Annotated in this window: 22 protein-coding genes; 12 read left to right on the top strand and 10 right to left on the bottom strand. The window is 65.4% G+C overall.

Annotated elements, in window-relative coordinates:
* Position 1 precedes the first annotated feature (1 nt).
* The 3 genes from ACQP2U_RS20350 to ACQP2U_RS20340 all read left to right on the top strand — a co-directional run bounded on the left by ACQP2U_RS20350 (position 2) and on the right by ACQP2U_RS20340 (position 2155).
* Positions 2-943 (top strand): LysR family transcriptional regulator, encoded by a 942-nt coding sequence (locus ACQP2U_RS20350; RefSeq protein ID WP_433716113.1) that lies wholly within the window; start codon positions 2-4, stop codon positions 941-943.
* Between the two features lie 128 nt (positions 944-1071).
* The gene (locus ACQP2U_RS20345) at positions 1072-1965 is read left to right on the top strand and encodes an SDR family oxidoreductase (RefSeq protein ID WP_433716112.1); all 894 of its coding nucleotides are present in this window, start codon (positions 1072-1074) and stop codon (positions 1963-1965) included.
* Positions 1966-1996: 31 nt separating this feature from the next.
* Complete coding sequence (locus ACQP2U_RS20340) at positions 1997-2155, top strand: SDR family NAD(P)-dependent oxidoreductase (protein WP_433716111.1); 159 nt, start codon at positions 1997-1999, stop codon at positions 2153-2155.
* A 192-nt stretch (positions 2156-2347) separates the two neighbouring features.
* Here ACQP2U_RS20340 and ACQP2U_RS20335 read toward each other — a convergent pair whose 3' ends face one another.
* Complete coding sequence (locus ACQP2U_RS20335) at positions 2348-2965, bottom strand: TetR/AcrR family transcriptional regulator (protein WP_433716110.1); 618 nt, start codon at positions 2963-2965, stop codon at positions 2348-2350.
* Positions 2966-3064: 99 nt separating this feature from the next.
* Here ACQP2U_RS20335 and ACQP2U_RS20330 point away from each other — a divergent pair, with 99 nt between their 5' ends.
* Genes ACQP2U_RS20330 through ACQP2U_RS20320 form a run of 3 tightly spaced genes read left to right on the top strand, consistent with a single transcriptional unit; the run spans position 3065 to position 6784 of the window.
* A complete protein-coding gene (locus ACQP2U_RS20330; RefSeq protein ID WP_433716108.1) occupies positions 3065-4462 on the top strand; it encodes an MFS transporter in 1398 nt (465 codons plus the stop codon).
* On the top strand, positions 4459-5670 hold the full coding sequence (locus ACQP2U_RS20325) for an FAD-dependent monooxygenase (RefSeq protein WP_433716107.1): 1212 nt from the start codon (positions 4459-4461) through the stop codon (positions 5668-5670). The genes ACQP2U_RS20330 and ACQP2U_RS20325 overlap by 4 nt, the downstream gene beginning before the upstream one ends.
* Before the next feature lie 25 nt (positions 5671-5695).
* Complete coding sequence (locus ACQP2U_RS20320; protein ID WP_433716106.1) at positions 5696-6784, top strand: recombinase family protein; 1089 nt, start codon at positions 5696-5698, stop codon at positions 6782-6784.
* A 191-nt stretch (positions 6785-6975) separates the two neighbouring features.
* Here the strand turns inward: ACQP2U_RS20320 and ACQP2U_RS20315 are convergent, their stop codons facing one another.
* The 4 genes from ACQP2U_RS20315 to ACQP2U_RS20300 all read right to left on the bottom strand — a co-directional run bounded on the left by ACQP2U_RS20315 (position 6976) and on the right by ACQP2U_RS20300 (position 12115).
* Positions 6976-9225 (bottom strand): serine/threonine-protein kinase, encoded by a 2250-nt coding sequence (locus tag ACQP2U_RS20315; RefSeq protein ID WP_433716105.1) that lies wholly within the window; start codon positions 9223-9225, stop codon positions 6976-6978.
* A 56-nt stretch (positions 9226-9281) separates the two neighbouring features.
* Positions 9282-10082 carry a 23S ribosomal RNA methyltransferase Erm gene (gene erm / locus ACQP2U_RS20310; RefSeq protein ID WP_433716104.1) on the bottom strand — a complete coding sequence of 267 codons (801 nt, stop codon included), beginning with the start codon at positions 10080-10082 and terminating at the stop codon, positions 9282-9284.
* A 528-nt stretch (positions 10083-10610) separates the two neighbouring features.
* Positions 10611-11555, bottom strand: a complete 945-nt coding sequence (locus ACQP2U_RS20305) for an alpha/beta fold hydrolase (protein ID WP_433716103.1) — start codon at positions 11553-11555, stop codon at positions 10611-10613.
* Between the two features lie 44 nt (positions 11556-11599).
* On the bottom strand, positions 11600-12115 hold the full coding sequence (locus ACQP2U_RS20300) for a nuclear transport factor 2 family protein (RefSeq protein WP_433716102.1): 516 nt from the start codon (positions 12113-12115) through the stop codon (positions 11600-11602).
* Between the two features lie 51 nt (positions 12116-12166).
* Here ACQP2U_RS20300 and ACQP2U_RS20295 point away from each other — a divergent pair, with 51 nt between their 5' ends.
* Both ACQP2U_RS20295 and ACQP2U_RS20290 read left to right on the top strand, forming a co-directional pair.
* A complete protein-coding gene (locus ACQP2U_RS20295; RefSeq protein WP_433716101.1) occupies positions 12167-12814 on the top strand; it encodes a winged helix-turn-helix transcriptional regulator in 648 nt (215 codons plus the stop codon).
* Positions 12811-13563 (top strand): hypothetical protein, encoded by a 753-nt coding sequence (locus tag ACQP2U_RS20290; RefSeq protein ID WP_433716100.1) that lies wholly within the window; start codon positions 12811-12813, stop codon positions 13561-13563. The genes ACQP2U_RS20295 and ACQP2U_RS20290 overlap by 4 nt, the downstream gene beginning before the upstream one ends.
* Positions 13564-13752: 189 nt before the next feature.
* Here ACQP2U_RS20290 and ACQP2U_RS20285 read toward each other — a convergent pair whose 3' ends face one another.
* Positions 13753-14691, bottom strand: a complete 939-nt coding sequence (locus ACQP2U_RS20285; protein ID WP_433716099.1) for a tyrosine-type recombinase/integrase — start codon at positions 14689-14691, stop codon at positions 13753-13755.
* A gap of 506 nt (positions 14692-15197) precedes the next feature.
* On the opposite strand from ACQP2U_RS20285, the gene ACQP2U_RS20280 reads away from it, so the two are divergent.
* Entirely contained in the window at positions 15198-15470 is a 273-nt protein-coding gene (locus ACQP2U_RS20280) for a hypothetical protein (RefSeq protein WP_433716098.1), read from the top strand.
* Positions 15471-15599: 129 nt separating this feature from the next.
* On the opposite strand, the gene ACQP2U_RS20275 is transcribed toward ACQP2U_RS20280, so the two are convergent.
* The 3 genes from ACQP2U_RS20275 to ACQP2U_RS20265 all read right to left on the bottom strand — a co-directional run bounded on the left by ACQP2U_RS20275 (position 15600) and on the right by ACQP2U_RS20265 (position 19052).
* Positions 15600-16970 carry a hypothetical protein gene (locus ACQP2U_RS20275; protein WP_433716096.1) on the bottom strand — a complete coding sequence of 457 codons (1371 nt, stop codon included), beginning with the start codon at positions 16968-16970 and terminating at the stop codon, positions 15600-15602.
* A gap of 91 nt (positions 16971-17061) precedes the next feature.
* A complete protein-coding gene (locus ACQP2U_RS20270) occupies positions 17062-17583 on the bottom strand; it encodes a hemerythrin domain-containing protein (RefSeq protein WP_433716095.1) in 522 nt (173 codons plus the stop codon).
* Positions 17584-18014: 431 nt separating this feature from the next.
* Entirely contained in the window at positions 18015-19052 is a 1038-nt protein-coding gene (locus tag ACQP2U_RS20265) for a hypothetical protein (RefSeq protein ID WP_433716094.1), read from the bottom strand.
* A gap of 73 nt (positions 19053-19125) precedes the next feature.
* Here ACQP2U_RS20265 and ACQP2U_RS20260 point away from each other — a divergent pair, with 73 nt between their 5' ends.
* From ACQP2U_RS20260 to ACQP2U_RS20250, 3 genes are all read left to right on the top strand, one after another.
* Positions 19126-19554: a MarR family winged helix-turn-helix transcriptional regulator gene (locus ACQP2U_RS20260; protein WP_433716093.1), complete on the top strand. Its 429-nt coding sequence runs from the start codon at positions 19126-19128 to the stop codon at positions 19552-19554.
* A 77-nt stretch (positions 19555-19631) separates the two neighbouring features.
* Positions 19632-20711, top strand: coding sequence for an NAD(P)H-dependent amine dehydrogenase family protein (locus ACQP2U_RS20255; protein ID WP_433716092.1), 1080 nt, complete (start codon positions 19632-19634; stop codon positions 20709-20711).
* Entirely contained in the window at positions 20708-21193 is a 486-nt protein-coding gene (locus tag ACQP2U_RS20250; RefSeq protein WP_433716091.1) for a carboxymuconolactone decarboxylase family protein, read from the top strand. The genes ACQP2U_RS20255 and ACQP2U_RS20250 overlap by 4 nt, the downstream gene beginning before the upstream one ends.
* A 73-nt stretch (positions 21194-21266) precedes the next feature.
* On the opposite strand, the gene ACQP2U_RS20245 is transcribed toward ACQP2U_RS20250, so the two are convergent.
* Positions 21267-21953, bottom strand: a complete 687-nt coding sequence (locus ACQP2U_RS20245) for a hypothetical protein (RefSeq protein ID WP_433716089.1) — start codon at positions 21951-21953, stop codon at positions 21267-21269.
* Positions 21954-22041: the final 88 nt, after the last annotated feature.

Here is a 22041-nt window from a genome sequence, read left to right as displayed (position 1 = left end):
TGTGGCACAACTTGATTTGAATCTGCTGTATGCGCTGGATGTGCTCTTGGCCGAGGGCAGCGTCACCGCCGCCGCCGAACGGCTGCACCTGAGCGTTCCCGCGACGAGTCGCACCCTCGACCGCATCCGGAAAGCCGTCGGCGACCCGATTCTCGTGCGCGCCGGAAGAGGACTTGTGCCGACCCCGCGCGCCACCGCGATGCAACCGCGGTTGCGCCAACTGCTCGAGGAAGCGCAGGCGTTGATGGAGATCGGGCGGGAACTCGACGTCGCATCCCTGGAGCGCACCTTCACCCTGCGTGCCAACGATGCACTCATCGGCCCACTGGCATCGGCGCTGATGGAACGGATCCACACGGCAGCCCCTGGCGTCCGGGTGCGGTTTCTCGCCGAGGGGCAGGAGGACATCTCGCCGTTGCGCGACGCCACCATCGATCTGGAAATCGGCGTGATCAACCACCTCAGCACCGAAATCCGTACCGAGCCGCTGTACGAGGACAGGCTCCTCGGCGTGGTTTCGGCCACACACCCCCTTGCCGGATCGGAGATCACCCTGCCCCTTTTCGTCTCGATGCCGCACGTAGCCGTCTCCCGTCGCGGTGTCGCGCGAGGCGCACTGGACGCCAAGCTCGAAGAACACGGTCTGACTCGCACGGTCGCACTGGTCGTGCCGACCTACACGAGTGCCGCGGAGGTCGTGCTCACCTCCGACCTGATCGGGCTACTCCCGGAGCGGACCGCCCGCCGGCTCGAAGCAGCCAACGGTGCACACGTTTTCGATGTCGGACTCGACCTTCCGACCCTATCGATCTCCCAAGCCTGGCACCTTCGCCACGACCAGGACATCGCCCACCAATGGCTACGTCACCAGCTCCATCACGCCGCAAACCCGCCACAGCACTCCACCGGGCTACCCCGTGGGCCCCGGGCCCTGGAAGTCTGAGCGAGCCCAAATCTTGCATGTGTTGCAAACGTTATTTGCATAGATTGCAGTGGACATCAAATGATCTGGCTGGCCACACTGAGACAGCGGATCTCCATTCGCATTCTCACAAAGCAAGGAAGAACGACATGCGTGTTTTTGTCACGGGCGCCAGCGGCTGGATCGGTTCGGCAGTAGTCGAGGAGTTGCTCGCGGCCGGTCATCATGTCCTCGGACTCGCCCGGTCGGCGGAGTCGGCGGCCAAGGTCAAGACCCTTGGCGCCGAAGCGCTGACCGGCGATCTGGACGATCTGCCCTCCCTGCGTGCGGGGGTCGCGCGGGCGGACGCGGTGGTCCACCTGGCGAACAAGCACGACTGGGGCAACCCCGAGGAGTCCGATCGCGCGGAACGCGCCGCGGTGCAGGCCATGCTCGACAAGTTGGCGGGTACCGACCGGCCGTTCATGGTGGCCAACGCCCTCTCCGGACTGGTCGAGGGCCGCTCAGTGCAAGAGACCGACCCGTCCCCGGCGGTCGGCCCCACCGCAGACCGCGGAGGTAGTGAGAACCTCGCGCTCGATTACGTCGCGAACGACGTGCGCTCGCTGGTTGTTCGTTTCGCGCCGTCGGTGCACGGCACGGGCGACTGGGGGTTCGTCAAGTTCCTCACCGAAGCGGCCCACAAACACGGTGTCTCGCGTTACGTCGGCGACGGTGCAACGCAGTGGTCGGCGGTGCACCGCTCGGACGCTGCCCGGCTCATCCGACTGGGTCTGGAACACGCCCCCGCGGGCACGCGGCTACACGCGGTCGCCGAGGAAACCATCTCCACCAGGCAGATTGCAGAGGCCATCGGTGCCAGCCTCGAACTTCCCGTGGCCTCGATCGCACCCGAGAAGGCCGCTGCGCACTTCGGCTTCGTCGGCGACTTCTTCGCGACGACTATGACCGCCTCGAGCAGCCTGACCCGGGCCCTGCTCGACTGGACACCGACCGGACCGGGACTACTCGAGGACATCCGAACAGGCGCCTACCGCGGCTGACCGCCGCCGACGGCACGGGAGGAAGAACCTAATGACACTGAAAGGAAAGACTGCGGTAGTCGCCGGCGGCGCCCGCGGCATCGGCCGGGCCTATTGCGAGCGCTTAGCAGCCGATGGAGCCAATATCGCGGTCGTCGACCGGCGCAAACCGGCATCAGCCTCGAGGGCAACGGTACCAAGATCGGCATGATCTGCGACGTCGGTCGGCCGGAACAGGGTCCGTGCCACCGCCGAGCGAGTACTCGGGCGCCGGTCGTACACGACCGTGTACCAGGTCGAGGCAGGCCGGAGAGACCGAGGCCGCGATCCAGCAACTCCAACGGCGGATGATCGTGGCCCGCGATCGGGTCCTGCGCAACCTTTCTGAGTAGCCACTCCAGCCCTACATGATTCGGTACGCCCGGAGGAAGGTCCGCACTCCCTCGACCACGAGGGGCTGGACGCGCTCGTCCTGGTTGGCATTCGCGGAGCCGAGCCTATCCAGCGCGACGCCGAAGGTCAGCGCAATGAACTGATCGGCCGCGAGCCGCGCGTCGGGGATGTCGAGCAACCCAGCCGCTGCGAAGGCGGCCAACCGCTCACCCAGTGCCTCGTCGGGGTTGTCGGCCAAGGGGTTGTCGCGGTGGCGCGATTCCGCCTGGACCAGTCGCTGCAGCGTTGCGTACTCCGCCGAGCCCAGCATGTCAGTCGCGATGCGCATGCAGAACCTGACCAGGGCATCCTCAAGATCGGCGAGGTCGGTGGTGCCGGTGAGAGTCTCGTCGAGGGCGCGCCGGATCTTGGTCATCATCGACTGGCCGATGGCGTCGACGACTGCTCGCAGCAGCGTCTGTTTGTCGCCGAAGTAGTCGTAGACGGTCCTCTTGGACACCTCGGCCCGGGCGGCGATCGCGTCGACGCTGGTCCGGTCGAAGCTATCGGCGAGAAACAGTTCCCGAGCCGCCGAGAGGATGGCGGCTCGCTTGTGTGTGGAGCCCTCGCGCAGCGTCTTCGTCGGCATACATATACCTTACTCACATACACTGCACGGTGTAGTGCAGGAGTCGATACGACATTCGCCGAAGTCACGCTCGCTCGGCGACGACTGAAAAGGACGTCGATGACCACAGCTCTGGCTCCCCCGGTCCGCATAGGGAAGGCTGCTGTCGGCGCGCTCGGACTGCTGGCCGTCGCCAGCGGCGCCCTCGAGTCGGTGCTGGCGCCGACGCTCCCACTCCTGCAACGCGAACTGGACATGAGTCGATCCACCGGGGCGCTGCTCAACATCATGCTGCCCATCACCGGCGCCCTCGTCACGCCGATCGCGGGCAATCTCGGCGACCGGTACGGCGGAAAACGGATCCTGATCCGGCTGATGGCGGTGGTCTCGATCGGCGGCCTGGTGTCCGCGCTGGCGCCGAGCCTGCCGGTGTTACTGGTCGGCCAGATATTGCAGGGTGCGATGGTGGGTGCGCTGCCCCTGTCGTTCATCGTGGCGCGCAAGCACCTTCCCGCAGGCGAGTCGAAGACGGCCATCGGGGTGGTCAGCGGGATGTTCGTGGGAGGCGGGATGGCGGGCACGCTGCTGGCGGGGCCCGTGGCGGAACAGCTGTCCCGGCACTGGATGTTCGCGCTGCCGACGATCGTCGTCATCGTGGCCGTGGTTCTCGTGAACTGGCTGGTGCCGCCGGATCTGCCGGACCGTTCGGACGGCGCCGGGGTCGACTGGCCCGGCCTCGTCCTGCTGAGCGGGGTGCTGATCACCCTGATGCTCGCACTCAACCTTGCGCCGGACCTCGCCTCGCAGCCGCTCATGCTCGGCACCCTCGTCATGCTGCTGGCCGCTCTCGTAGCCGGCTGGATCGCCGTCGAGCGTCGCGCGGCCTCGCCGATGATCGATCTGCACATGCTGATCCGGCCCACGATGTGGAAGTCGGCCGTGCTGACGTTCGTGATCTGCATCGGTGCCGCGATGTCGATGACTCTTGTTCCGCAGCTGTGGGATGTGTCCGGTGACGGGTACGGCTTCGGGGCCAGTCCCACCATGATCGGCATCTTCCTGCTGCCCGGGACCGTGCTCGCGACGCTGGCAGGGCCGCTCGGCGGGAGCTGGGAACGGCGTTCGGGCTCGCGTGCCGTGGCCACCACCGGGATCGTCATCATGGCCGTCGCTTTGATCGGCATGGCGGCCGTGCACTCCGAGGCCTGGCACCTCGTGGTCGGCAAGGCGCTGGTCGCGCTTGCCAACGGACTATGTGTCACGGCGATGACGACGAGCATCGCCACCTCCGCCGCTTCGAACGAAACCGGCGTCGCCACCAGCCTGATCCTGGTTACCCGCGTGCTCGGAATGTCCGTGGGCGGAATGCTCGGTGGCGTCCTTCTCGCAGCCGGCACCCCGTCAGGAACGAACATCCCCGCCGAATCGGCCTTCGTCACCGGCTTCCTCATCGCCGGCGCCATCACGGCACTGGCCCTGCCCGTCACACACACCATGCGCAAAGGAGTCGAGGCATGACCCGCACCGAACAGCCGACGGGTGTCCGTACCGCGTCGAGGGGCAAGGTGCTGATTTCCGGGGCCAGCATCGCCGGTCCCACCCTCGCGTTCTGGCTGACCCGCTACGGATACGCCGTCACAGTGGTGGAGAGGGCCGCTACGGTCCGCAGCGGTGGTTATCCCATCGACGTGCGCGGCACCGCGCTCGAGGTCGTCACGAGGATGGGGATCCTGCCTCGATTACAGGACGCCCACATCGACTTGCGCCGACTGACCTTTCTCGAGGGCGACGGCAGTGAGGTGGTCTCGATCCACCCGCATGCCGTCAGCGGTGGTGTCGACGGACGGGATCTGGAGATCCGGCGCGGCGATCTGACCGCCGCACTGTACGCGGCGGTTCGTGATGACGTGGAGTTCTTGTTCAACGACTCCATCGATACCCTCGACCAATCCGCCCAGGGGGTCGACGTCACCTTCCGCAGGGGCAGCAGCCGCACGTTCGACATGGTCATCGGCGCGGACGGTCTGCACTCACGGACGCGGGAACTGCTGTTCGGCCCCGAACAGCAGTTCCATCGCTACCTCGGCTACTGCTTCGCCGGATTCACCATGCGCAACACCTTCGGACTCGACCACGAGGTCAGGATGTGGAACGACCCGGGCCGAGCCGCGGCGCTCTACGCGGTGGGAGGCGGCGAGGACGTGCACGCCTTACTCACCTTCGCCCACCCGGAACCGCCGCTCGACGCGTTCCGGAACCCGCAAGCTCAACGAGACCTCGTCGCCGCGGTCTTCGACAACGCGGGATGGGAAGTCCCGGGAATGCTCGCCGCCATGGGTGCAGCGGATGATCTGTTCTTCGACGTGGTCAGCCAAATCCGCATGCCCCGCTGGGCCAGCGGGCGGGTCGCGCTGGTGGGCGATGCCGCGTACGCGCCCTCGTTTCTGACCGGACAAGGCTCCAGCCTCGCGCTCGTCGGTGCGTACATGCTCGCCGATGCCCTCGCCGAGCTAGATCATGCCGCGGGCTTCGCCGCCTACGAGCACAACACCCGTGACTTCGTGACCCTGAACCAGGACCAGATCGGTCAGGGTGACGCCACTCTCTTTCCCACCACTGCCCAGGCGTTGGAGCAGCGCAACGCCATGCTGCGCGAACTCAGCACCAAGCCCGCCCCTGTGGAGGGCCGACCGGCTCACTCGGCCCTCACCCTGCCCACGGCGTAACTCGGGGTTCCGGACTGCGGGTCAGGTGGTGCGGCGGGCGGCCCAGACCGTGCGTTCGGAGCGCAGGGCGAGCGGCCGCGGTCGCGTACACGACCCGGCCGCCGTAGTGGCGCACCTGCTGCCGCCCTCGCTCGAGCAGTTGTGCGGGCGGGGTGCCGTCGAGCACGATGAAGATGTCGCGGGCGGCGAAGCGCGCGCGGGTGTCGTCGTCGAAGTCGGTGTCGCCGTTGAAGTAGGCCGGCTACATCACCCGCACCCGGGTCGGGCGCCGTACCGCTACCGCTACCAGCCGCCCCAACGCCCGCGCCACGCCGCCGACCGCGACCCCCACATCGACGAACTGATCGACCTGTTCCGGGTCACCGCCCCCTCACGCAGGCGAACGACGACCACCACGACGAATCACGGTAACGATCGTTCACGAGACACATTGCGGCCCAATTCGTTCCCGCAGGTCGCAGTCCACCGAATCTGTAACGGTTGCCGTGTCCGCACCAACGTCAACCTGTCGGGGGTTCGCAATACACTCCCGCGCATGCGCATCGGCTACGGACAGGTCTCCACCCGAGACCAGCACCCCGAAGCCCAGCACGACGCACTCACCGCCGCCGGATGGGAACAGATCTTCATCGACAAGGCCTCCGGGAAGCTTGGCTCCCGGCCCGAGTTGAGCAAGGCGCTCCTGGTGGCCAACCGACCCAAAGACCAACTCGTGGTCACCAAGCTCGACCGGCTCGGCCGCTCCCTTGAGCACCTCATCGAGCTGTCCAAAACTCTCCAGGACCGGGGCGTCGACCTGGTCGTGCTCGACCAGGGCATCGACACCTCCACCGCCGTCGGGCGCATGTTCTTTCAAATCCTCGGCGCGATAGCCGAATTCGAGCACGCCTTGATGTCCGAACGTACCCGTGACGGCCTGGCCGCCGCCCGCGCCCGCGGACGCACCGGCGGCCAGAAACCCAAACTCGGACCACGGCAGGTGGCGCTGGCCCGGCAGATGTACAACGAACACGACAAATACGGCAAGCGCCGCTACACCGTCGACCAGATTGCCGCCGAGTTCGGCGTCACCCGGCCAACGATCTATCGGCACCTCAACCGGACACCCCCATAGTGTCACCGCACCACAGCTGACCAGGCGCTACGCGAACTTCGTTGAATTCTCGGCGACTACTGGAACCCAATGCCGCGGTGGTCGAGTGATTCGCCGACGGTCATCACGTCGGCACGCGCACGCTCTTCGACGGCTACACCGATACCACGCCGCCGAGGAACTCGGCGGGCATGCTCTTCCAGCACCGCTGATCACCGAGCGACAATGCGCTCCAAAGCGGCGAGGTCCTGTTCGAGCATCCGGAACAACCAATAGATGGCGATGAAGGCCAGCGCGCTGCCCACACACAGCACACGCAGCGGCACAATGACCGCCGGAATATCCCCGGCGGGAATGAAAGTCGCGCCCGCGACGCCGAGCAGCGGGACCGCGGCGGCGATGGCGAGAAAGTAGGTACTGGTGCGGTCGAGTTGGCGCAGCTGGGTGTCATCGGCGGCGCCGAGTCCGCCGTGCGGCAGGAACATCGGGTAGATGCTGCGCACCGCATAGAAACTGACCAGGAAATACGGGTAGGCCATGGCGATCGCACCGCACACGATCTGGGTGATGAAGAAATGCACATAGGCTCCGGCGGTGAGGTGATTGCCGGAGACCTGCACCGAGACCGGGACAACGACACCGGCCAATACCCATAGTGCGAAGCAGGTCAACACATTTCGGCGACCGAGTTGGACAGCATCACTGCGGGCACGCGCCAGCGTGGGCGCATCGTAGGACTTGCCCTTGCGTAGCCCGCGCGAGATAGACCACAGATCGACCAGCAGCACATTGGTGACGATGATCCCGATCAGGAAGCAGATGCCGTAAGTGGTGACGGCGAACTGGTCGAATCGGTGCTGCGCCTGCTCGTCCAGTTTGGCGATGATGAGCGCGCGATTATGGTTATAGCTGTACAGGATCGCCAGCGCATTCGGAGCGCCGATGGCCAACGCCATGATGGGATGCATGAATACGCGGGCACGCAGTCGCCAACTATGCGGCGGCGGGTCGACCAGGTCACGGGCGCGCGCGTCCAGGCAGACATCGAATTGCTGTGCCATATCGGCACCGCGCGCCCACCGGTTATCCGGATCCGGATCGAGCGCGCGGACCAGGGCGCGGCGCAGCGCGACCGGGCAATCGGCCGGAAGATCCTGATACGGCAGCGATTGCGGGCTGCCCGAACAACGGTTCAACATGCCGTCCAGTGCGGTGCGATCGCCGCCGGTCACCGTGTCGTCGTCGAATGGTTTGCGACCGGTGAGTAATTCCCACAGCATGACGGCCAGGGCGTAGAGATCGCTGCGGGTGTCCAAATCGGCGGCCGTCGTGGATTTGTCCGGGTGCACGGCAGCCAACTGCTCCGGTGACATATAGGCCAGCGAGCCGCCGAAGTAGGCGACCGGACTATTACCGGAGACATTGCCGCTGAAGCTGATATTGAAATCGGCGAGTTTCGGGACGCCCTCGGCGGTCAGCAGTACATTGGCCGGCTTGATGTCGCGGTGCAGCACCCCGCAGCGTCCGGCGTAGTCCAGCGCCTGGGCCAGTCTGCGGCCGAGCCAGGCAATGGTTTCCGGCCAGGATAATTCGGCCAGTTCGGCACGCACGGTCGATTCGCTGGGGCGGATCTCGCCCTTGTCGGCGAGTACGGAGTCGATGACATCGAGCAAGAGCGCACCCGACCGCTCGGCCGCCGGCGTTGTGCGCACCCGCTCGAGCACGGTGAACAGCGTGCCGCCCGGCACATATTGCATATACAGCAGGCGCAGGCGGCGATTCTCCAGTACGCGCTGGTCGAAGACGCGAACGATGTAGTCGTGGTCGAGCTGGGCCAGGGTCTGTGGTTCGGCGCTCTTGTCCTGAGAGATCTTGACCGCGACGAGTCGCTGCATGGAGCGCTGTCTGGCCAGGAACACTCGTGCGAACGCGCCACGGCCGAGTCCGGTCATCAGGTCGAAGTCGTCGATCTTCTGGCCGATGTCGATCTCGTCGAGGTTCACCGGATCGGCGTAGCCGGTCAGCAGAGTGCTGCGGTAATCATCGGTAGCAAGCATCTGTGAGAGTTGCTCGGCCTGTTCGGGATAGGCCGCGGTGTATTCCTCGACATCCACCGAAGTACCCGCGCGTCTGCGGACGTGGAACTCCTCGTAGATGAGATCCGGCGGCAGCGGCCAGGTACGCAATTCCGGCATGTCCTCGACATATTCGGCGAGACGCTTCGGCTCGGTGCCGCGCATCCAGCGGTTCGCCAAGTCGACCTTGATCAGTTCGATCAGCGTCATCCGGCGAATGGCAGGGGAGTCCGGCAGATAGGCGGGCAGATCCGGCGGTGTATCGGCCGCCCGCCATGCCTGCGCGAATCGCTCGACGACCTCGGCGACTCCGGTGCCACGTGGTGCACCCGGCGAGCGGTCCGGAGCGACCGTCGCCCCCGGAACCGGCGGAGCGGGGTGCGCCATCTGCGCATCGTAGCTCCGCCGATACCCCGGTGGCGGTCGACTGGGCAACTGATTTGCTAGTTCAATGCCTGGTACAGGGTGAGCCAGCGGTCAGGGGAGACGAGGCCGACCGGTTCGTCGAGGGCGATTGCGGCCACGGCGCAGGCCGCTCGGACCTGGTTGGTGGGATAGGCGCGGCGCAGTGTGGCCGAGAGGCAGCCACCGAGGCCGGAGAAGCCGAGTTCCACGAGTTCGCGGTAGCCAGGCAGTTCCCTTCGCGCGAGAAGTGGGTGTTCACGCCTGAGCAGCCGAAGTACGGCCGCATCGACCCGCGGGATCGGATGGAAGTGGTCGCGGCGCACGCTGATGCCCAGTTCCATTGTCACCGTGGGCCATTGGGTGACAGTCAGTTTGGGCCAGCGGCCGTAGTCCCCGGCGTATTTGCGGGCGAACTCGCGTTGGGTCAGTAGTGTCGCCGAGGCGAGCTTCGGTGCCGTGACACACCAGCGCAGGATATCGGTGCTCGCGGCGAACGGGATATTCGCGACAACCGTGAATCGCTCGCGAGGAGGGGTTATATCGCGAATATCGGCGTGGTACACGTCAATTCGTTGGTCGCTCGCAAAGCGTGCGCGGAGTTTCTCGGCGTAATACCGGTCCCTTTCGTAGGCCAGGACGTGGTGCGCCCGGTTCAGGAGAGGACCGGTCAGCTTGCCGTCGCCGGGGCCGATTTCCACAACGAGGTCATCGGCACGGACACCGGCGGCGCGTACCAGCCTTTCCGCGATGCGGGTATCGGTAAGGAAGTTCTGCGACAGCTGTTGGCGAGTGCTGCCGGGGCGGATCCGGGCATGCGGCAGTGAACGATTGCGGGACATGGGTGTCCTCCGAACGGAGTGGTCGAATCAGGAATGTGTGATTCGCCCGGCCCCGTGCCGGAACACTATGGGGCGCAACTCATCTCAGCGCGATGAAAATCGATCAGATCGATCGCGCGGGAGCAGCGCAGTGCGTGGGCAGAGGCCGGGCCGCCGCGCGGGGCCGCACGTAGTACGCGCAGGCCACGCACGCTCCGTTCCAGCCAGGACTGCCTCCCATACGGGAAAACCTAGAGCACGCCGGAGTTGTCCGCGACCGATTTTCGTACCCGTCGCTGCGATCCGAGGCCAGTCACAGCGCGACGGCAGTATCGGCCCCCGGATTGGGGTCGCCGTAGTATCAGCCGAATTTTCGGCGGATATGGCGTAGTGGGCTGGTAGATCCGGACGCTACGGACGAGGACGACTGAACTACACCATCGCCCTGCCGGGCGGAACCCGTCTCGCCGTTGACCACGACACTCGTCTCCACGGGCTGGGAAAGATACACATCGATCAATCCACCTCGAATCACAGTGTCTGCGGCGGCTACTCGCAAGAATCTCCGGACTGTAACAACTTCTCAGCGGAAGTGAGCGGGTCGTGTTCGGGCTTGGCCCACCAGGCCCCGATCGCTTCGCTCAGCTCTTCTGGCGCGTCCGACTGCAGGAAGTGACCGACTCCGTGGAGCACCGCGGTGCTGTGATTGGGAAGCCTCGCCTCCCAGCGTTCACGCTCCTTGTCGCCGAAGGCGATGTCGGCGTCGGCCCACACGATCAGCGTGGGCAGTTGCTCGAGGACCCTCAGGCGGTCGGCGACCTCGGTGAGAAACGTGCGACTGCCGATGATGGCGCCCGCAAGGACAGCGCTGGCTTGGCGGCGATCCGGCGTGGGCAGGGCGGCGCGGTAATGAGCCATTTCGGTCGCGGATGGCTTCCTACGCTTGTGCCCGGCAGGAATGAGGGCGTTGACGAACAAATTGAACCGCCTGATGAGCTCGCGCCCGGCCGGTCCTCCCATGAGGCGGGAGGCCAGTTCGGCGCGCAGGTCGCCGTTCATCGGCCACGCCCATGTGTTGGCCAGGACGAGGCGTTCGAACTTGTCTGGTCGCTGCTGGGCCGCGTGCAAACCGATCGGGCCGCCCCAGTCGTGTGCAACCAGTGTCGCCTGCGATAGGCCCAAGCGGTCCAGGAAGGACACGACCACGTCGGCATGTTCCTCGGGCAGGTGCCGGTAGCCGGGCGCTGAGACCGACAGACCGAACCCTGGATAGTCGAGGGCGATGCAACGGAACCGATCTCGCAGCGAGCTGATGACCTGGCGGTATACGAAAGACCACGTCGGATTGCCGTGCAACATCAGCAGGGTCGGTCCCGAACCCTCATCGATGTAGTGAACGGCGTGCCCGTCCAGCTCCACGAAGCGGCTCTCGAAGGGAAACAACTCGTCGTCCACCCACGACGGGCGTACACCTCTGGACTGCTGGGTCGTCATGTCCGGACCTCCTCGGATCCTGCTCGATTGCGGCAACGATGTGGTTAGAGGAATGCGGGCACAAAACGGTCGGCGGTGCGTATCGCGAAGGCGAGCGGCCGGGCGAGGCTCGCCGCGAGCGTGCCCTTCAGGCGTCCCCGGCGCCTGGCCGACACCCGCGGCGGGAGCGCCGCGAACAGCGTCGCCAACCCGGGCAGCGCACGGACGAAGACCGTGTAATCAACGATCTGTCCGTGTTCGTTGCAGCGCACCAGATTCATGGCCTCGAGTTCCACGCCGCGAACGCGCGCCCGGAACGAGAACGATCCCGTGTCACCGACTGCGAGCGGTTCGCTGGTGGTGAGGTCGTCGAGGACGGCGAAGATGTCGCGATGCAGCTCCACGACCTCCTGCCTGCCCTCGAACCGTAGCCGCATCGTCATCGGGGAGTGAAAGACAACATCGGGCGCCAACACCTCGGCAATCGCATCAGCATCGCCGCTTTCCCCGGCGGCACGCAAAGCGGCGACCGCCGCCGAGACCGGCGCGGCGGAACCGGTGGCAGGACCGGAGACCGGCATGGGAACCCTTTCGTGAGACACCTCGGATGTTTCTTGATAAAATCAAGTCTTATGGAAGAAGTCAAGCAGAAGTCGGTGCGCTCCTACGGGCAGTTCTGCGGTTTGGCGCGCGCACTCGACGTCGTGGGGGATCGCTGGAGTCTGCTGATCGTCCGTGAGCTTCTTCCCGGCCCGCGGCGCTACGGTGAACTCGTGGCCTCGCTGGGCGGGATAGCCACCAACCTGCTCGCCGACCGCCTCCGGAGGCTGGAGTCCTCCGGGGTGATCGAGCGGCGTCCGGGCCGGATCAGCGGCGTCGTGTACGCCCTGACACCGTGGGGTGAGGAGCTGCGTGAAACGATCGAGGCGCTGGTCCGCTGGAGCTCCCCACTGATGACGAGCGGCCGTGGCGGCGACGCCTTTCAGCCTCGCTGGCTGGCGGTCGCGCTCGAAGCGTTGCTCCGCGGAAAGACGGCAGAGTCGCCGGCCGAGCTGGGCATCGAGGTTGCCGGTCTGTTCATGACCGTGCGGATCGACAAGTACGGTCCCCATGTGATCGTTCAGCCCGAACGGCGCCCCGACACGATTCTCGAGGCGGAGCCGGAGGCGGTCCTGGGGCTGGCCGCTGGTGCGATCACTATCGACGAAGCACTCGCCTGGGCGAGCGTCCAGGGCGATCCGAACGTCCTGACCACGGTGTTGGCCGGGGCACAGAGATGAGCGAGCGAACACCGGACGCAGCCGGGCTGCTCGACGAGGTCCTCACCGCCTATGGCGGCCTCGAGCGGTGGCGGTCCGTGACCGCGCTGACCGCTCACGGGCGATTCGGCGGTCTCCTGCGCTCACGCTTTCCCGGAAGCCGGATGGCCGAGGTGACTGTGCGGGTGCAGTTGGCGCAACAGCACGCCGTCTTTCACGGTTTCCCGCAAGCCGGCCAACAAGCGGTATTCGATCGAGGCGACGTAAGGATCGAGACCCGCGGTGGCGAACTGATCAGTGCCCGGTGTAACGCCCGCGCCGCCTTCGCCGGGTTCAACGGCCTGCGTCGCAACCTCCGCTGGGACGCGCTCGATGCCGCGTACTTCGCCGGATACGCATTCTGGAACTACCTCTCGACACCCCTGCTTCTGACGCGGGAAGGTATCGCCATCACCGATGGCGATACCTGGCCGGAGGCAGGACAGCGGTGGCGGCGCCTCGAGGTCGACTTCCCGCCGGACCTGCACACCCACTCCCGGCACCAAACCTTCTACGTCGACGCTGCCGGCCTGATCCGCCGGCACGACTACGTTGCCCACCCCATCGGTCGGTGGGCGCACGCGGCCCACTACTGCAGCGACCACCAACGCTTCGCTGGGCTCGTCTTCCCCGCACGCCGACGGGTGCGCCCACAAGGACCCGGCGGCCGGACTCTCTCCCATCCGGTCCTCGTCGCACTCGACATCGACAACATCGAGACCGAGACATGACCGCAATCTGCTCCACTTCGGGTCAGGGGTCGGACTCTTTCTCGTTGAGGTCGCGAATCACGTGCCGCACATGAGTGGTCGACGCCTTGCAGGCGCGGGCGTTCCCATCGAATCTGCGGGATATGCCGGAGCCGATCCTGTTGCTCGACGACCGCCAATGGCCGCAGCCGAACTCGGGGCCCGAACCGCTCAGCGCCGCCGCCGGGCGGCGGGGTCGGTCTGAGCCTGCCACCGAATCAGCGCCTCCGCGGACGGCCGCGAGTACTTGCCCAGAGACCGCACCGAGGTGTGCCCGCTCATTCGCATCAGCATCGGCGTCGACGCCCCATCCTCGGCGGCGTGCGTAAGCTTCGAATGACGCAGCTGATGCAGCGTGAACGGTCCGCGGCCGAAGTCGCTGGTGTGATGCTCGAACAACTCGGCCGCCCGCCGGTACGACAACCGCCCGCGCAACGTGGACGGGTCGATATCGCCCACGGCCACACCAGGTTTCGCCTTGCGGTCAGTCAGGAAAACCGGTCCCTTCTTCCGCCCTGCTAGCAGCCTCGGCAGCAGACGCGCGGTGCCAGTTTGCCAGGCGACCACATCCCTGGCACCACCCTTGCGGGTGACCGTGCCGCATCGGTTCGCCATGTCCAGGTCCGGGATGTCGAGCAGCAGCAGTTCGTCGGCGCGGGCGGCCGTCTCGTACAGCATGGTCCACAGCACCCGCTCCCGCAGCGGCACATCCTTCGCCAGCAGCCGGGCAACCTCGTCACGGGTCATCGCCCGCGTGTGATCCGGCGGCACTTTCCGCGAGACCAACCGAACCAGCGGATCACCAACCAGCCACTGCTGCTTGCGCCAGTACTCGCACGCCCTACGCAACGAAGCGAGGCGCACATTGAACGTCTGCGCCGACTTGCTACTCCACTTGAAGGTGAACCAGCCACCGACCCGACCGGCCTCCAGCAGCCCCACATCGGAGTCCGCGCCGAAATCACGCACGAGCTGATTGAGGGCAATCGCGTAGCCGCGACGGGTGTTGGTGCTCGGGATCGTCGCAAGGTAGTTGGCCACCGCATCCTTGAGCCGCACACCCCGCACTGGCAGCGCCTGCACCTGTCCCACGATCAGCCCTTCCGCCAAGTCTCCGGCCTCCGATCGACGCTACCGCAGATAATTTACGGAGTGGCCCCGCTCGCGGCGCGGTATAGCGCCAGCTCGCCACCGATGTTACCGCAGATAATACGCTATTGTCTGCGGTAACTCCTTAGCGCGACTTTTCCCGGATTTGGGCAGAATGCTGTGTCTGTCCATCCGAAACCAACTGCTACACAGTCCATCTCGGGAACAGAGGGATGTCAGATACCGCTTAGCGCGACTTTTCTCGTCACTGGACCCCGTATGCCGGTTACTACCGGACCCACAAGTACGAGCACCCACGCACCCTGTCACGCCAGCATCCTGACCAACGGCTTCAAGATGGCGAACGCTCTCTGCGCCAGCCTGGCGCAGTCCGGCGCGTCCTGGGCTACTCCAAGAACAGAAAAACCGCCGGCCGACCCCCGAAAGAGGTCTTGAACTGCGGTTCTTCAAACTGAACATCAGTACCCTGAGTAGCCCCGACGGGGCACACGGCGGATGGATGCAGGATGCGCCCCTGGTCATCGAAGCCGTGTGTTCGCTGGACCGATCTGTCGTGTGAGAAGCGGATCATCGGCGCCGGCGTCGGCTACCCGCTCACCGCACTGCTCGCCGCTCGGCTATCACCACGTCACCACGACGAAACTCGCCGCAGAAGCAGCGGTGACCTGGAGCCGCTACATCACCGCCCCCAGATTCCGGTCACCCATCGGTTGGAAACCATCAACAACCCGCGACAGTTGAATACGCGAGCTCACCAGTCCGGAACCCCGGATTCCTGAACCGATGAGATCGGCCCGGCCGCCGACGATCCGCGCGCCGAGAATCCCGCCGCCTCGTGGACTCGACATTCTCGATTTCGCGCTGATGGTCGCCAGGGGACCAGCTGGCGGCAGCGATTCCGCTGATACTCAGCCGGAAGTTACCGATTGATCGTGTTCGTCGGTCTTCTCCTCCGCTGCGCAGGCGCGCCACATCTGGGCTTCAGCGTGGTTGCCCTGACGTTCGAGGAGGTCGGCGAGTCCGGTCATGGCGCGTGATTCGCGGCGATCGGCCGCGGTGCGCCACCAACGCTCGGCATCGCCGAGTTGACCACGATTGAACAGGACGACGCCGAGGTCATAGGCCGCCCCGGCATGCCCCGCCTCTGCGGCCTGTGCCCATAGACCGCACGCCTGTTCCTCTTCGCCGCGGCCGAACATGGCGACGCCGAGATCGTAGAGGGCGGCGCGATAGCCGCGGTCGCCGTCCTTGGTGCGCTGCTGCGATTTCGGCTGCTTGGGCTTCGGCGGTTCTGGGAGCGGGATGTGGTCGGCATCCGCTGCACGCTCCGGCACCTGCGCGGCAACCGACGGTTCCTCCAACCGAATACGCGCGGATTGCAACGGCGTGGTCTGCTCGGCCGCCGGAAGTTCAGGGCGGGGGAATGCCGTTTCCAGTGGTTCTGGAAAGCGCACCAATTCGAGGTCCGGCGGTGTCGGCTGTGGCTCAGGGAGTCGAGTCTGCTCTGAGGCAACCGGCACGGCTCGCTGCGGCGGTGCCGGCTGCGGCTCGGGAAGCCGAGTCTGCTCTGAGGCAACCGGCACGGCTCGCTGCGGCGGTGCCGGCTGCGGCTCGGGAAGCCGAGTCTGCTCTGAAGTAACCGGCACGGCTCGCTGCGGCTGAGTCGGTGGCGTCGGCTGCCCGGATCTGTCCTGTCGCGGTTCTGCGAGTTGCGATGATTGGGGCGCTGGCACGGGGGTAGCGGCCGCCGGAGCCGGGACGGAGGCGGCGGGCGAACTGGCGGTGTCCACCTCGATCACCAGGTTGGCGAAATTGGGCGGGCCCTCGCCGACGCTGCACCACAGGACGATTCGCCCGGTCGGTGGTTGTTCGATGAGGATGCCATAGTTGCCGGACCAGGATTTCTGTGCGCCGAATCCGTCGACCCACACCGGTGTCAGCGAGAACAGCGTGCCCGGCGCGGTCGGAACCACCTCGAAGGTAACGCCGGCGGTGAGGGCATCGCTCCACACGTCCACCCCGGCCAGGCGCCTGCCATCGATGCCGATATGCCCATCGACCACCGACAGCCCTATTCCGTGTCCACGCAGACCAGCCGGTGGTGCCGCGGACAGCAACTTCATGGTGACCAGGATCGGTGCCGCCCCAACCTGTTCGGTGTACATCGGGTAGATCAGGCTGCCGTTCCAGGTGATCGGGTCGGCGGATTGATACCGCGCGGCCAGCGGTAGGTTCTCCGGCGAGTTCTGGGCATACCAGTGCGAATACGGCTGATTCATATCGCGCCCCGACCTTTCACCGATGCTTCCTCGCCCCTGTCTACGCGGTCCGGCCGGTAATACCGTACCTGCCTCTGATTTGGTGGCTATCTCAGTCCCGATCCGATCGCATGCGATCGAGCACGACCGTAGCGCCGAGAAGTTCCTCGCCCGTCCTGGTCCCCATTTCGAGTCCGTCGAAAGCCTGCACGAGTCTGCGCTCCTCCCAGCGGAAGTGCGATTCCAGGATGGCGGCCAGCCCGTCCAATTCGCGCCGGACGATATCGGCATTGTCCAGCCTGATCGAGTCGAGCAGTTCGGTCAGTCTGCGCAGGATATCTGCGACGAGTTGGTGGTCGGTGCGCAGTTCGACCAAAACCGGTGCCAATTCAGGGAACTGGTCGGCTAGTGCCGGAAAACCCGCGGTGTCCTCGCCGGTGTGATGCCTGCTCAGCGCGGCGCAGAATGCCGTGCAGTGCGCGCGAAGTCGCATCGGCCGCAGTTCGGAACCGGTTGCATAGGCGGTGACATCCGCACGGATTCCGCTGAGTTCGGTTCGCAGCCAGTCGTGTATCGCCACCAGTTCCTGTCCGAGGGCGCGCGCCCGGTTTGCGTCGAGCTCGGTTGATGCCATGAATCGTCTCTCGCGCGAGGAAGACACACAGCCGTGCGGCTCCGCGAAGGGTGCTGGAATGCAGTGGGCCTCGATGCCCTGCTCGACTTCAGTGCGAGCGCGAAGGTGGACGCACGGCGGGCTCCTCGATCACGGTGCCTCCATGCCGATCGCCGTCCACCCGGCGCCGCCACGCGACACATCCATGATCTTGCACCTGCTGGGTGTGTCGATCAACTCGGCAGCGGTTGCGCACCATGCAATATCGCAGACCGTGCCCGACGTGACGACGGCACACCTTTATATGTAACTCATGGTTACATATAAATCAGGTTTTGCGGAATTCGAGTGCCAGAGCGGCGATGTGATCATCGTACCCGGTACCGCCCCGCGACGCGACCGCGAAACTCGACCCACGGATGGGCTGCATCCGTGGGTGGAATCAACAGGCGTCAGACGCCGACCGTCTCTTCAATTTCCTCCTCGGCCGCTACCGGTCGCTGTGCGCGGACCGGAGCGGCGGGCGCGGGGAAGTTATGCCGTTCGTATCGTGCGGCGATCACCAGCAGTACCGCGCCGACGGCCAGCCACGCGAACAGGCTCGCGATGCGACCGGCAAAATCCGCACCGCCGTCGAAATACAGCAGGCTGCGCGCACCCTCCACGAAACCCGCGCCGTTCCAGAAGGCGTGCAGCGAACCGAAGAAGCCGTTCTGCAGTTCGGGACGGTAGATGCCGCCGGAGGTGGTGAAGTTGAGCATGACGAACAGCACCATCAGCGCGAGAGTGGTCCAACGCTTCAAGAAGGTGTGCAGTCCGATGCCGACGGTGATGATGCCCGCCGAGTACAGCCAACCCATCGCCCAGATTGCCGCGTAATCATGGTCGACGATGTGGAAGACCGGCGCCGCCAGGGCGATTCCGATGACGCTCACCACTAGCGAGGTCACCAAGCCTATCGCCGCGCGCACCCCCATGGACAGTCCAGCGCCCGCCGCGCCGATCGCGGCAACGCTGCCGTAGGAGCCGATACTCAGGGCGACCAGCAGGAAGAACAGGCCCTGTCCGGTGGGGTCGCCGCTGGAAGTCTGGGCGATATCGGTGACCGTCATCGGCATCCCTTGTGTCCCGGCGACCTGCCGGAACACCAACTCGACCGCCATTGCGGTGGTATCGGAATTAGCCTTGGCCACAAGCAGTTCGGTATGTCGCGGGTCGGGAATGTACGCGCCGGAGAGTGTGCGGTCGCGCAACTGCGCGGTCGCCTCATCGCGGGTAGGCAGCGTAACGACCTCGAGTGCGTCACCTGCCTTGTCCTTCATGGTCTGCGCCAGCACCATGTCCTGCGCTGATGTACCGACCACGGCCACCTTCAGATGGTTCGGTTCGGGCTGATGGAACGCGCCCAGATAGGCAAGTCCCATGCCGAGACACATCAGCAGTGGGGTCAGCAGATGTGCGGCGACATGCCGTAGCTGGTGCGAGCGCATAAAGTGTCAACTCCTAATAGTTGGTAAATACAACTATTACAGTTGTAGCATACAACTGATGTATAGTGCAACCATGACCAGTGAACCGCGCGGCGCGGCGATCCACATCATCCAGCGCGAGTTGACCGCCTTCGCCCGGCGAGCCCGCGGCCGCGCCTCGGAGCTGCATCCGGAGTTGTCGCTGGTCGCATCGAGCATTCTGGATCTGGTTATCGAGCGCGACGGCTGTCAGGCGACCGATCTGGCGGACCATTTCGTGCTCGACAAGTCCACGGTCAGTCGACAGGTGGGCGCGCTGGAGCGCTTGGGCTATCTGACCCGGGAGGTCGATCCGGACAACCGACGCAACCACATCCTGCGCCCGACCACGGAGGGGCGGCGGGTCGCGGGGGCGGCCGAACGGCGTCGTCATCAGGAGTTCGCCGAGCGCTTGACGGCATGGGACGACGCCGACATCCGGCGTTTCGCCGACTACCTGGTCCGCTACAACGCCGCGAAATAGCCACACGAATTCCATAGCCCTGCTGCGTAATTCGGATAATCCGGGCCGCCAAACCAAGCGCTTGCTACGCTCACTCGATGATCCCCACGATCGTCTGGGGCACCGGCAATGTCGGCCGCGCGGCCATCCGCGCCGTCGACGCTCACCCGGCGCTGGAACTCACGGGCGTGCTCGTCCACAATCCGGATAAGGTCGGCCGTGATGCGGGTCGGCTCGCGGGGCTCGATTACGACCTCGCTGTCGCGGCGACAGCCGATATAGAGTCCGCCTTGGTCGCAGGACCTCGTGCCGTGGTGTACGCGGCTTCGGGTGATATCCGCCCCGATGACGCGCTCGCCGATATCGTCCGGGCGGTCGAGTCCGGCGCGGTCGTCGTGACCCCGGCGCTCTATGCGCTCTACGATCCGCGCAGCGCCCCGCCCGAGATGCGCGACCCGGTGCTAGCGGCGGTCGCACGCGGCGGCGGGTCGCTGTTCGTCTCCGGTGTCGATCCCGGCTGGGGCAATGACGTGCTCCCGCTGCTGATGAGCGGACTCGGCAGCACCGTGGATGCGATCCGCTGCCAGGAGATATTCGACTACACCACCTACGACCAGCCCGATTCGGTGCGCTATCTGGTCGGTATGGGCCAACCGATGGACTATCTGCCGCCGATGGTGGCGCCTGGCATCCCGACCATGGTGTGGGGTGGGCAGATTCGATTGATGGCGCGGGCGCTGCGGGTCGAACTCGAGGAGATCCGGGAAACCCTGGACCGGCGCGCACTCGACGCCACGGTGAGCACCGAGCGGATGGGCGAGTTCACGGCGGGCACACAGGGTGCATTGCGATTCGAGGTGCAGGGGATCGTCGAGGGCGAGGCACGCATCGTTATCGAGCACGTCACTCGGATCCACCCGTCCTGCGCGCCGGACTGGCCGAGGCCACCGGACAGCGAGGGCGCACACCGCGTGCTCATCGAGGGTCACCCGCGCATCGAAATTACCATCGAGGCCGCCGACGAGGACGGAAACCGTTCGGCGGGAGGCAATGCCACCGCGGTCGGTCGATTGGTCAATGCCATCGACTGGCTCGTCGACGCCGAACCCGGACTCTATGACGCGCTCGATGTCCCACTGCGTCCCGCAGTCGGCAAGCTCGGAAGGAAATATCCATGATCATCGACATCCCCGAGGGCAAGGACCCGATCGGTTACGTGTGGGGCGAGATGGTGCCGGGCATCGGCCTGGCCGCCTCGAACTTCTCGCTGTCGGTGTATTCGCATTCGACCCTCGGACTGCGCGAGTTCGAGGCGGCACGACTGAAGATCGCCCAGGTCAACGGCTGTATCTTCTGTCTGGATTGGCGCACCGAACGCGACGGTCAGAAGGTGGAGCCCGAGTTCGCGGACGCGGTGACCAACTGGCGCACCACCCACCGGTTCGACGAACGCACCCGACTGGCCGCCGAATACGCCGAACGCTACGCCACCGATCACCACCATCTCGATGACGAGTTCTGGGATCGAATGCGAGCGCACTACAGTCAGACCGAAATCGTCGAATTGAGTATGAGCATCGGATCGTGGTTGGCCTTCGGGCGGCTCAATCACGTGCTCGGTCTGGACGCGGTGTGCGTATTGCCCGGACATTCATCGTAGGCGAATATATGGCCGAGCAAGGCATTGACCAGCCAGCGGTTTCGGCGCGAATTATCCAGTGGCACTGATTATTTCAATCCAACGGTGCCCAATCGATGCCGTCCAGGCGGCTCCACTCGTCACAGGCCCAGTCCCAGATGAGTTGGGCGACCGTTGCGCCGTCGGTCAGCGTGGTGCCGAGGCGTTGGTCGCGGATGGGGTGGTGTAGTTCGAGGGTGTAGTCGGTGGGGGAGTTGCGGCGGGTCCGGATGAAGCTCGTTGCGTTGCTTCGCTTTTCGGCGAGCAGAAAGGGGGCGGCGGCCAGCAGATGGAGTTGGCGGACCCAGTCGAAGATCTCGCGCTGGGTCAGTGAGGAGTATTTGCGTTCACCGCCGATATCAATCGAGGCGTAGCGACGAATTTCGGGGCTGGTCAAGGTGTTTGTGCGCGCATCGTAGATTTCATATGCGAAACCCGCGATGAGGGCTTCGATGAGCTCGCGTACCCGCGGCGCGGCGTAGTCCATGGCGGAGCCGCGCGTCCTGCGGCGATCCACGCTGTCGGCGGCGGTTACCCGGACCGCGTCTCCGGCCGCCTCGATCCGCAGCCTGGCATGTCGTGCCGCGGCCGGAATTCGGCTGTTCCAGCCGTGCAGTCCGGCGATGACGGTCTGGTAGAGGTGGTCGTCGGCGGGTTGGCCGCGTCTGGATCGAAAATAAGGAAGTACGTCCCCCGGCGATGCCGCCGCGCCTGCGGGTAGCACCACGAACTCATAACTCATCAACCCAATTTAGCTCGGCCCCCGACACATTCGCGCGCCCTGTTTTCGATCCGAACCGCACTTGATAGGCAAGTGGTTACTTGCCTAT

Origin of the sequence: Nocardia sp. CA-084685 (assembly GCF_050955785.1) — a bacterium.
GTDB lineage: Bacteria > Actinomycetota > Actinomycetes > Mycobacteriales > Mycobacteriaceae > Nocardia.
The sequence above is the reverse complement of the archived record's forward strand: the minus strand, read 5'-3'. Positions and strand labels throughout refer to the sequence as shown.

Bases quoted from the DNA above. Each gene is read 5' to 3' on its own strand.
- ACQP2U_RS20280 (WP_433716098.1), top strand. From the start codon at position 15,198: ATGCGCCCCTGGTCATCGAAGCCGTGTGTTCGCTGGACCGATCTGTCG.
- ACQP2U_RS20265 (WP_433716094.1), bottom strand. From the start codon at position 19,052: ATGCGCTCGCACCAGCTACGGCATGTCGCCGCACATCTGCTGACCCCA.
- ACQP2U_RS20315 (WP_433716105.1), bottom strand. From the start codon at position 9,225: ATGGCGCACCCCGCTCCGCCGGTTCCGGGGGCGACGGTCGCTCCGGAC.
- ACQP2U_RS20290 (WP_433716100.1), top strand. From the start codon at position 12,811: ATGAGCGAGCGAACACCGGACGCAGCCGGGCTGCTCGACGAGGTCCTC.
- ACQP2U_RS20340 (WP_433716111.1), top strand. From the start codon at position 1,997: ATGACACTGAAAGGAAAGACTGCGGTAGTCGCCGGCGGCGCCCGCGGC.
- ACQP2U_RS20255 (WP_433716092.1), top strand. From the start codon at position 19,632: ATGATCCCCACGATCGTCTGGGGCACCGGCAATGTCGGCCGCGCGGCC.
- ACQP2U_RS20325 (WP_433716107.1), top strand. From the start codon at position 4,459: ATGACCCGCACCGAACAGCCGACGGGTGTCCGTACCGCGTCGAGGGGC.
- ACQP2U_RS20260 (WP_433716093.1), top strand. From the start codon at position 19,126: ATGACCAGTGAACCGCGCGGCGCGGCGATCCACATCATCCAGCGCGAG.
- ACQP2U_RS20305 (WP_433716103.1), bottom strand. From the start codon at position 11,555: ATGACGACCCAGCAGTCCAGAGGTGTACGCCCGTCGTGGGTGGACGAC.
- ACQP2U_RS20300 (WP_433716102.1), bottom strand. From the start codon at position 12,115: ATGCCGGTCTCCGGTCCTGCCACCGGTTCCGCCGCGCCGGTCTCGGCG.
- ACQP2U_RS20245 (WP_433716089.1), bottom strand. From the start codon at position 21,953: ATGAGTTATGAGTTCGTGGTGCTACCCGCAGGCGCGGCGGCATCGCCG.
- ACQP2U_RS20345 (WP_433716112.1), top strand. From the start codon at position 1,072: ATGCGTGTTTTTGTCACGGGCGCCAGCGGCTGGATCGGTTCGGCAGTA.
- ACQP2U_RS20335 (WP_433716110.1), bottom strand. From the start codon at position 2,965: ATGCCGACGAAGACGCTGCGCGAGGGCTCCACACACAAGCGAGCCGCC.
- ACQP2U_RS20275 (WP_433716096.1), bottom strand. From the start codon at position 16,970: ATGAATCAGCCGTATTCGCACTGGTATGCCCAGAACTCGCCGGAGAAC.
- ACQP2U_RS20270 (WP_433716095.1), bottom strand. From the start codon at position 17,583: ATGGCATCAACCGAGCTCGACGCAAACCGGGCGCGCGCCCTCGGACAG.
- ACQP2U_RS20250 (WP_433716091.1), top strand. From the start codon at position 20,708: ATGATCATCGACATCCCCGAGGGCAAGGACCCGATCGGTTACGTGTGG.
- ACQP2U_RS20295 (WP_433716101.1), top strand. From the start codon at position 12,167: ATGGAAGAAGTCAAGCAGAAGTCGGTGCGCTCCTACGGGCAGTTCTGC.
- ACQP2U_RS20330 (WP_433716108.1), top strand. From the start codon at position 3,065: ATGACCACAGCTCTGGCTCCCCCGGTCCGCATAGGGAAGGCTGCTGTC.
- erm (WP_433716104.1), bottom strand. From the start codon at position 10,082: ATGTCCCGCAATCGTTCACTGCCGCATGCCCGGATCCGCCCCGGCAGC.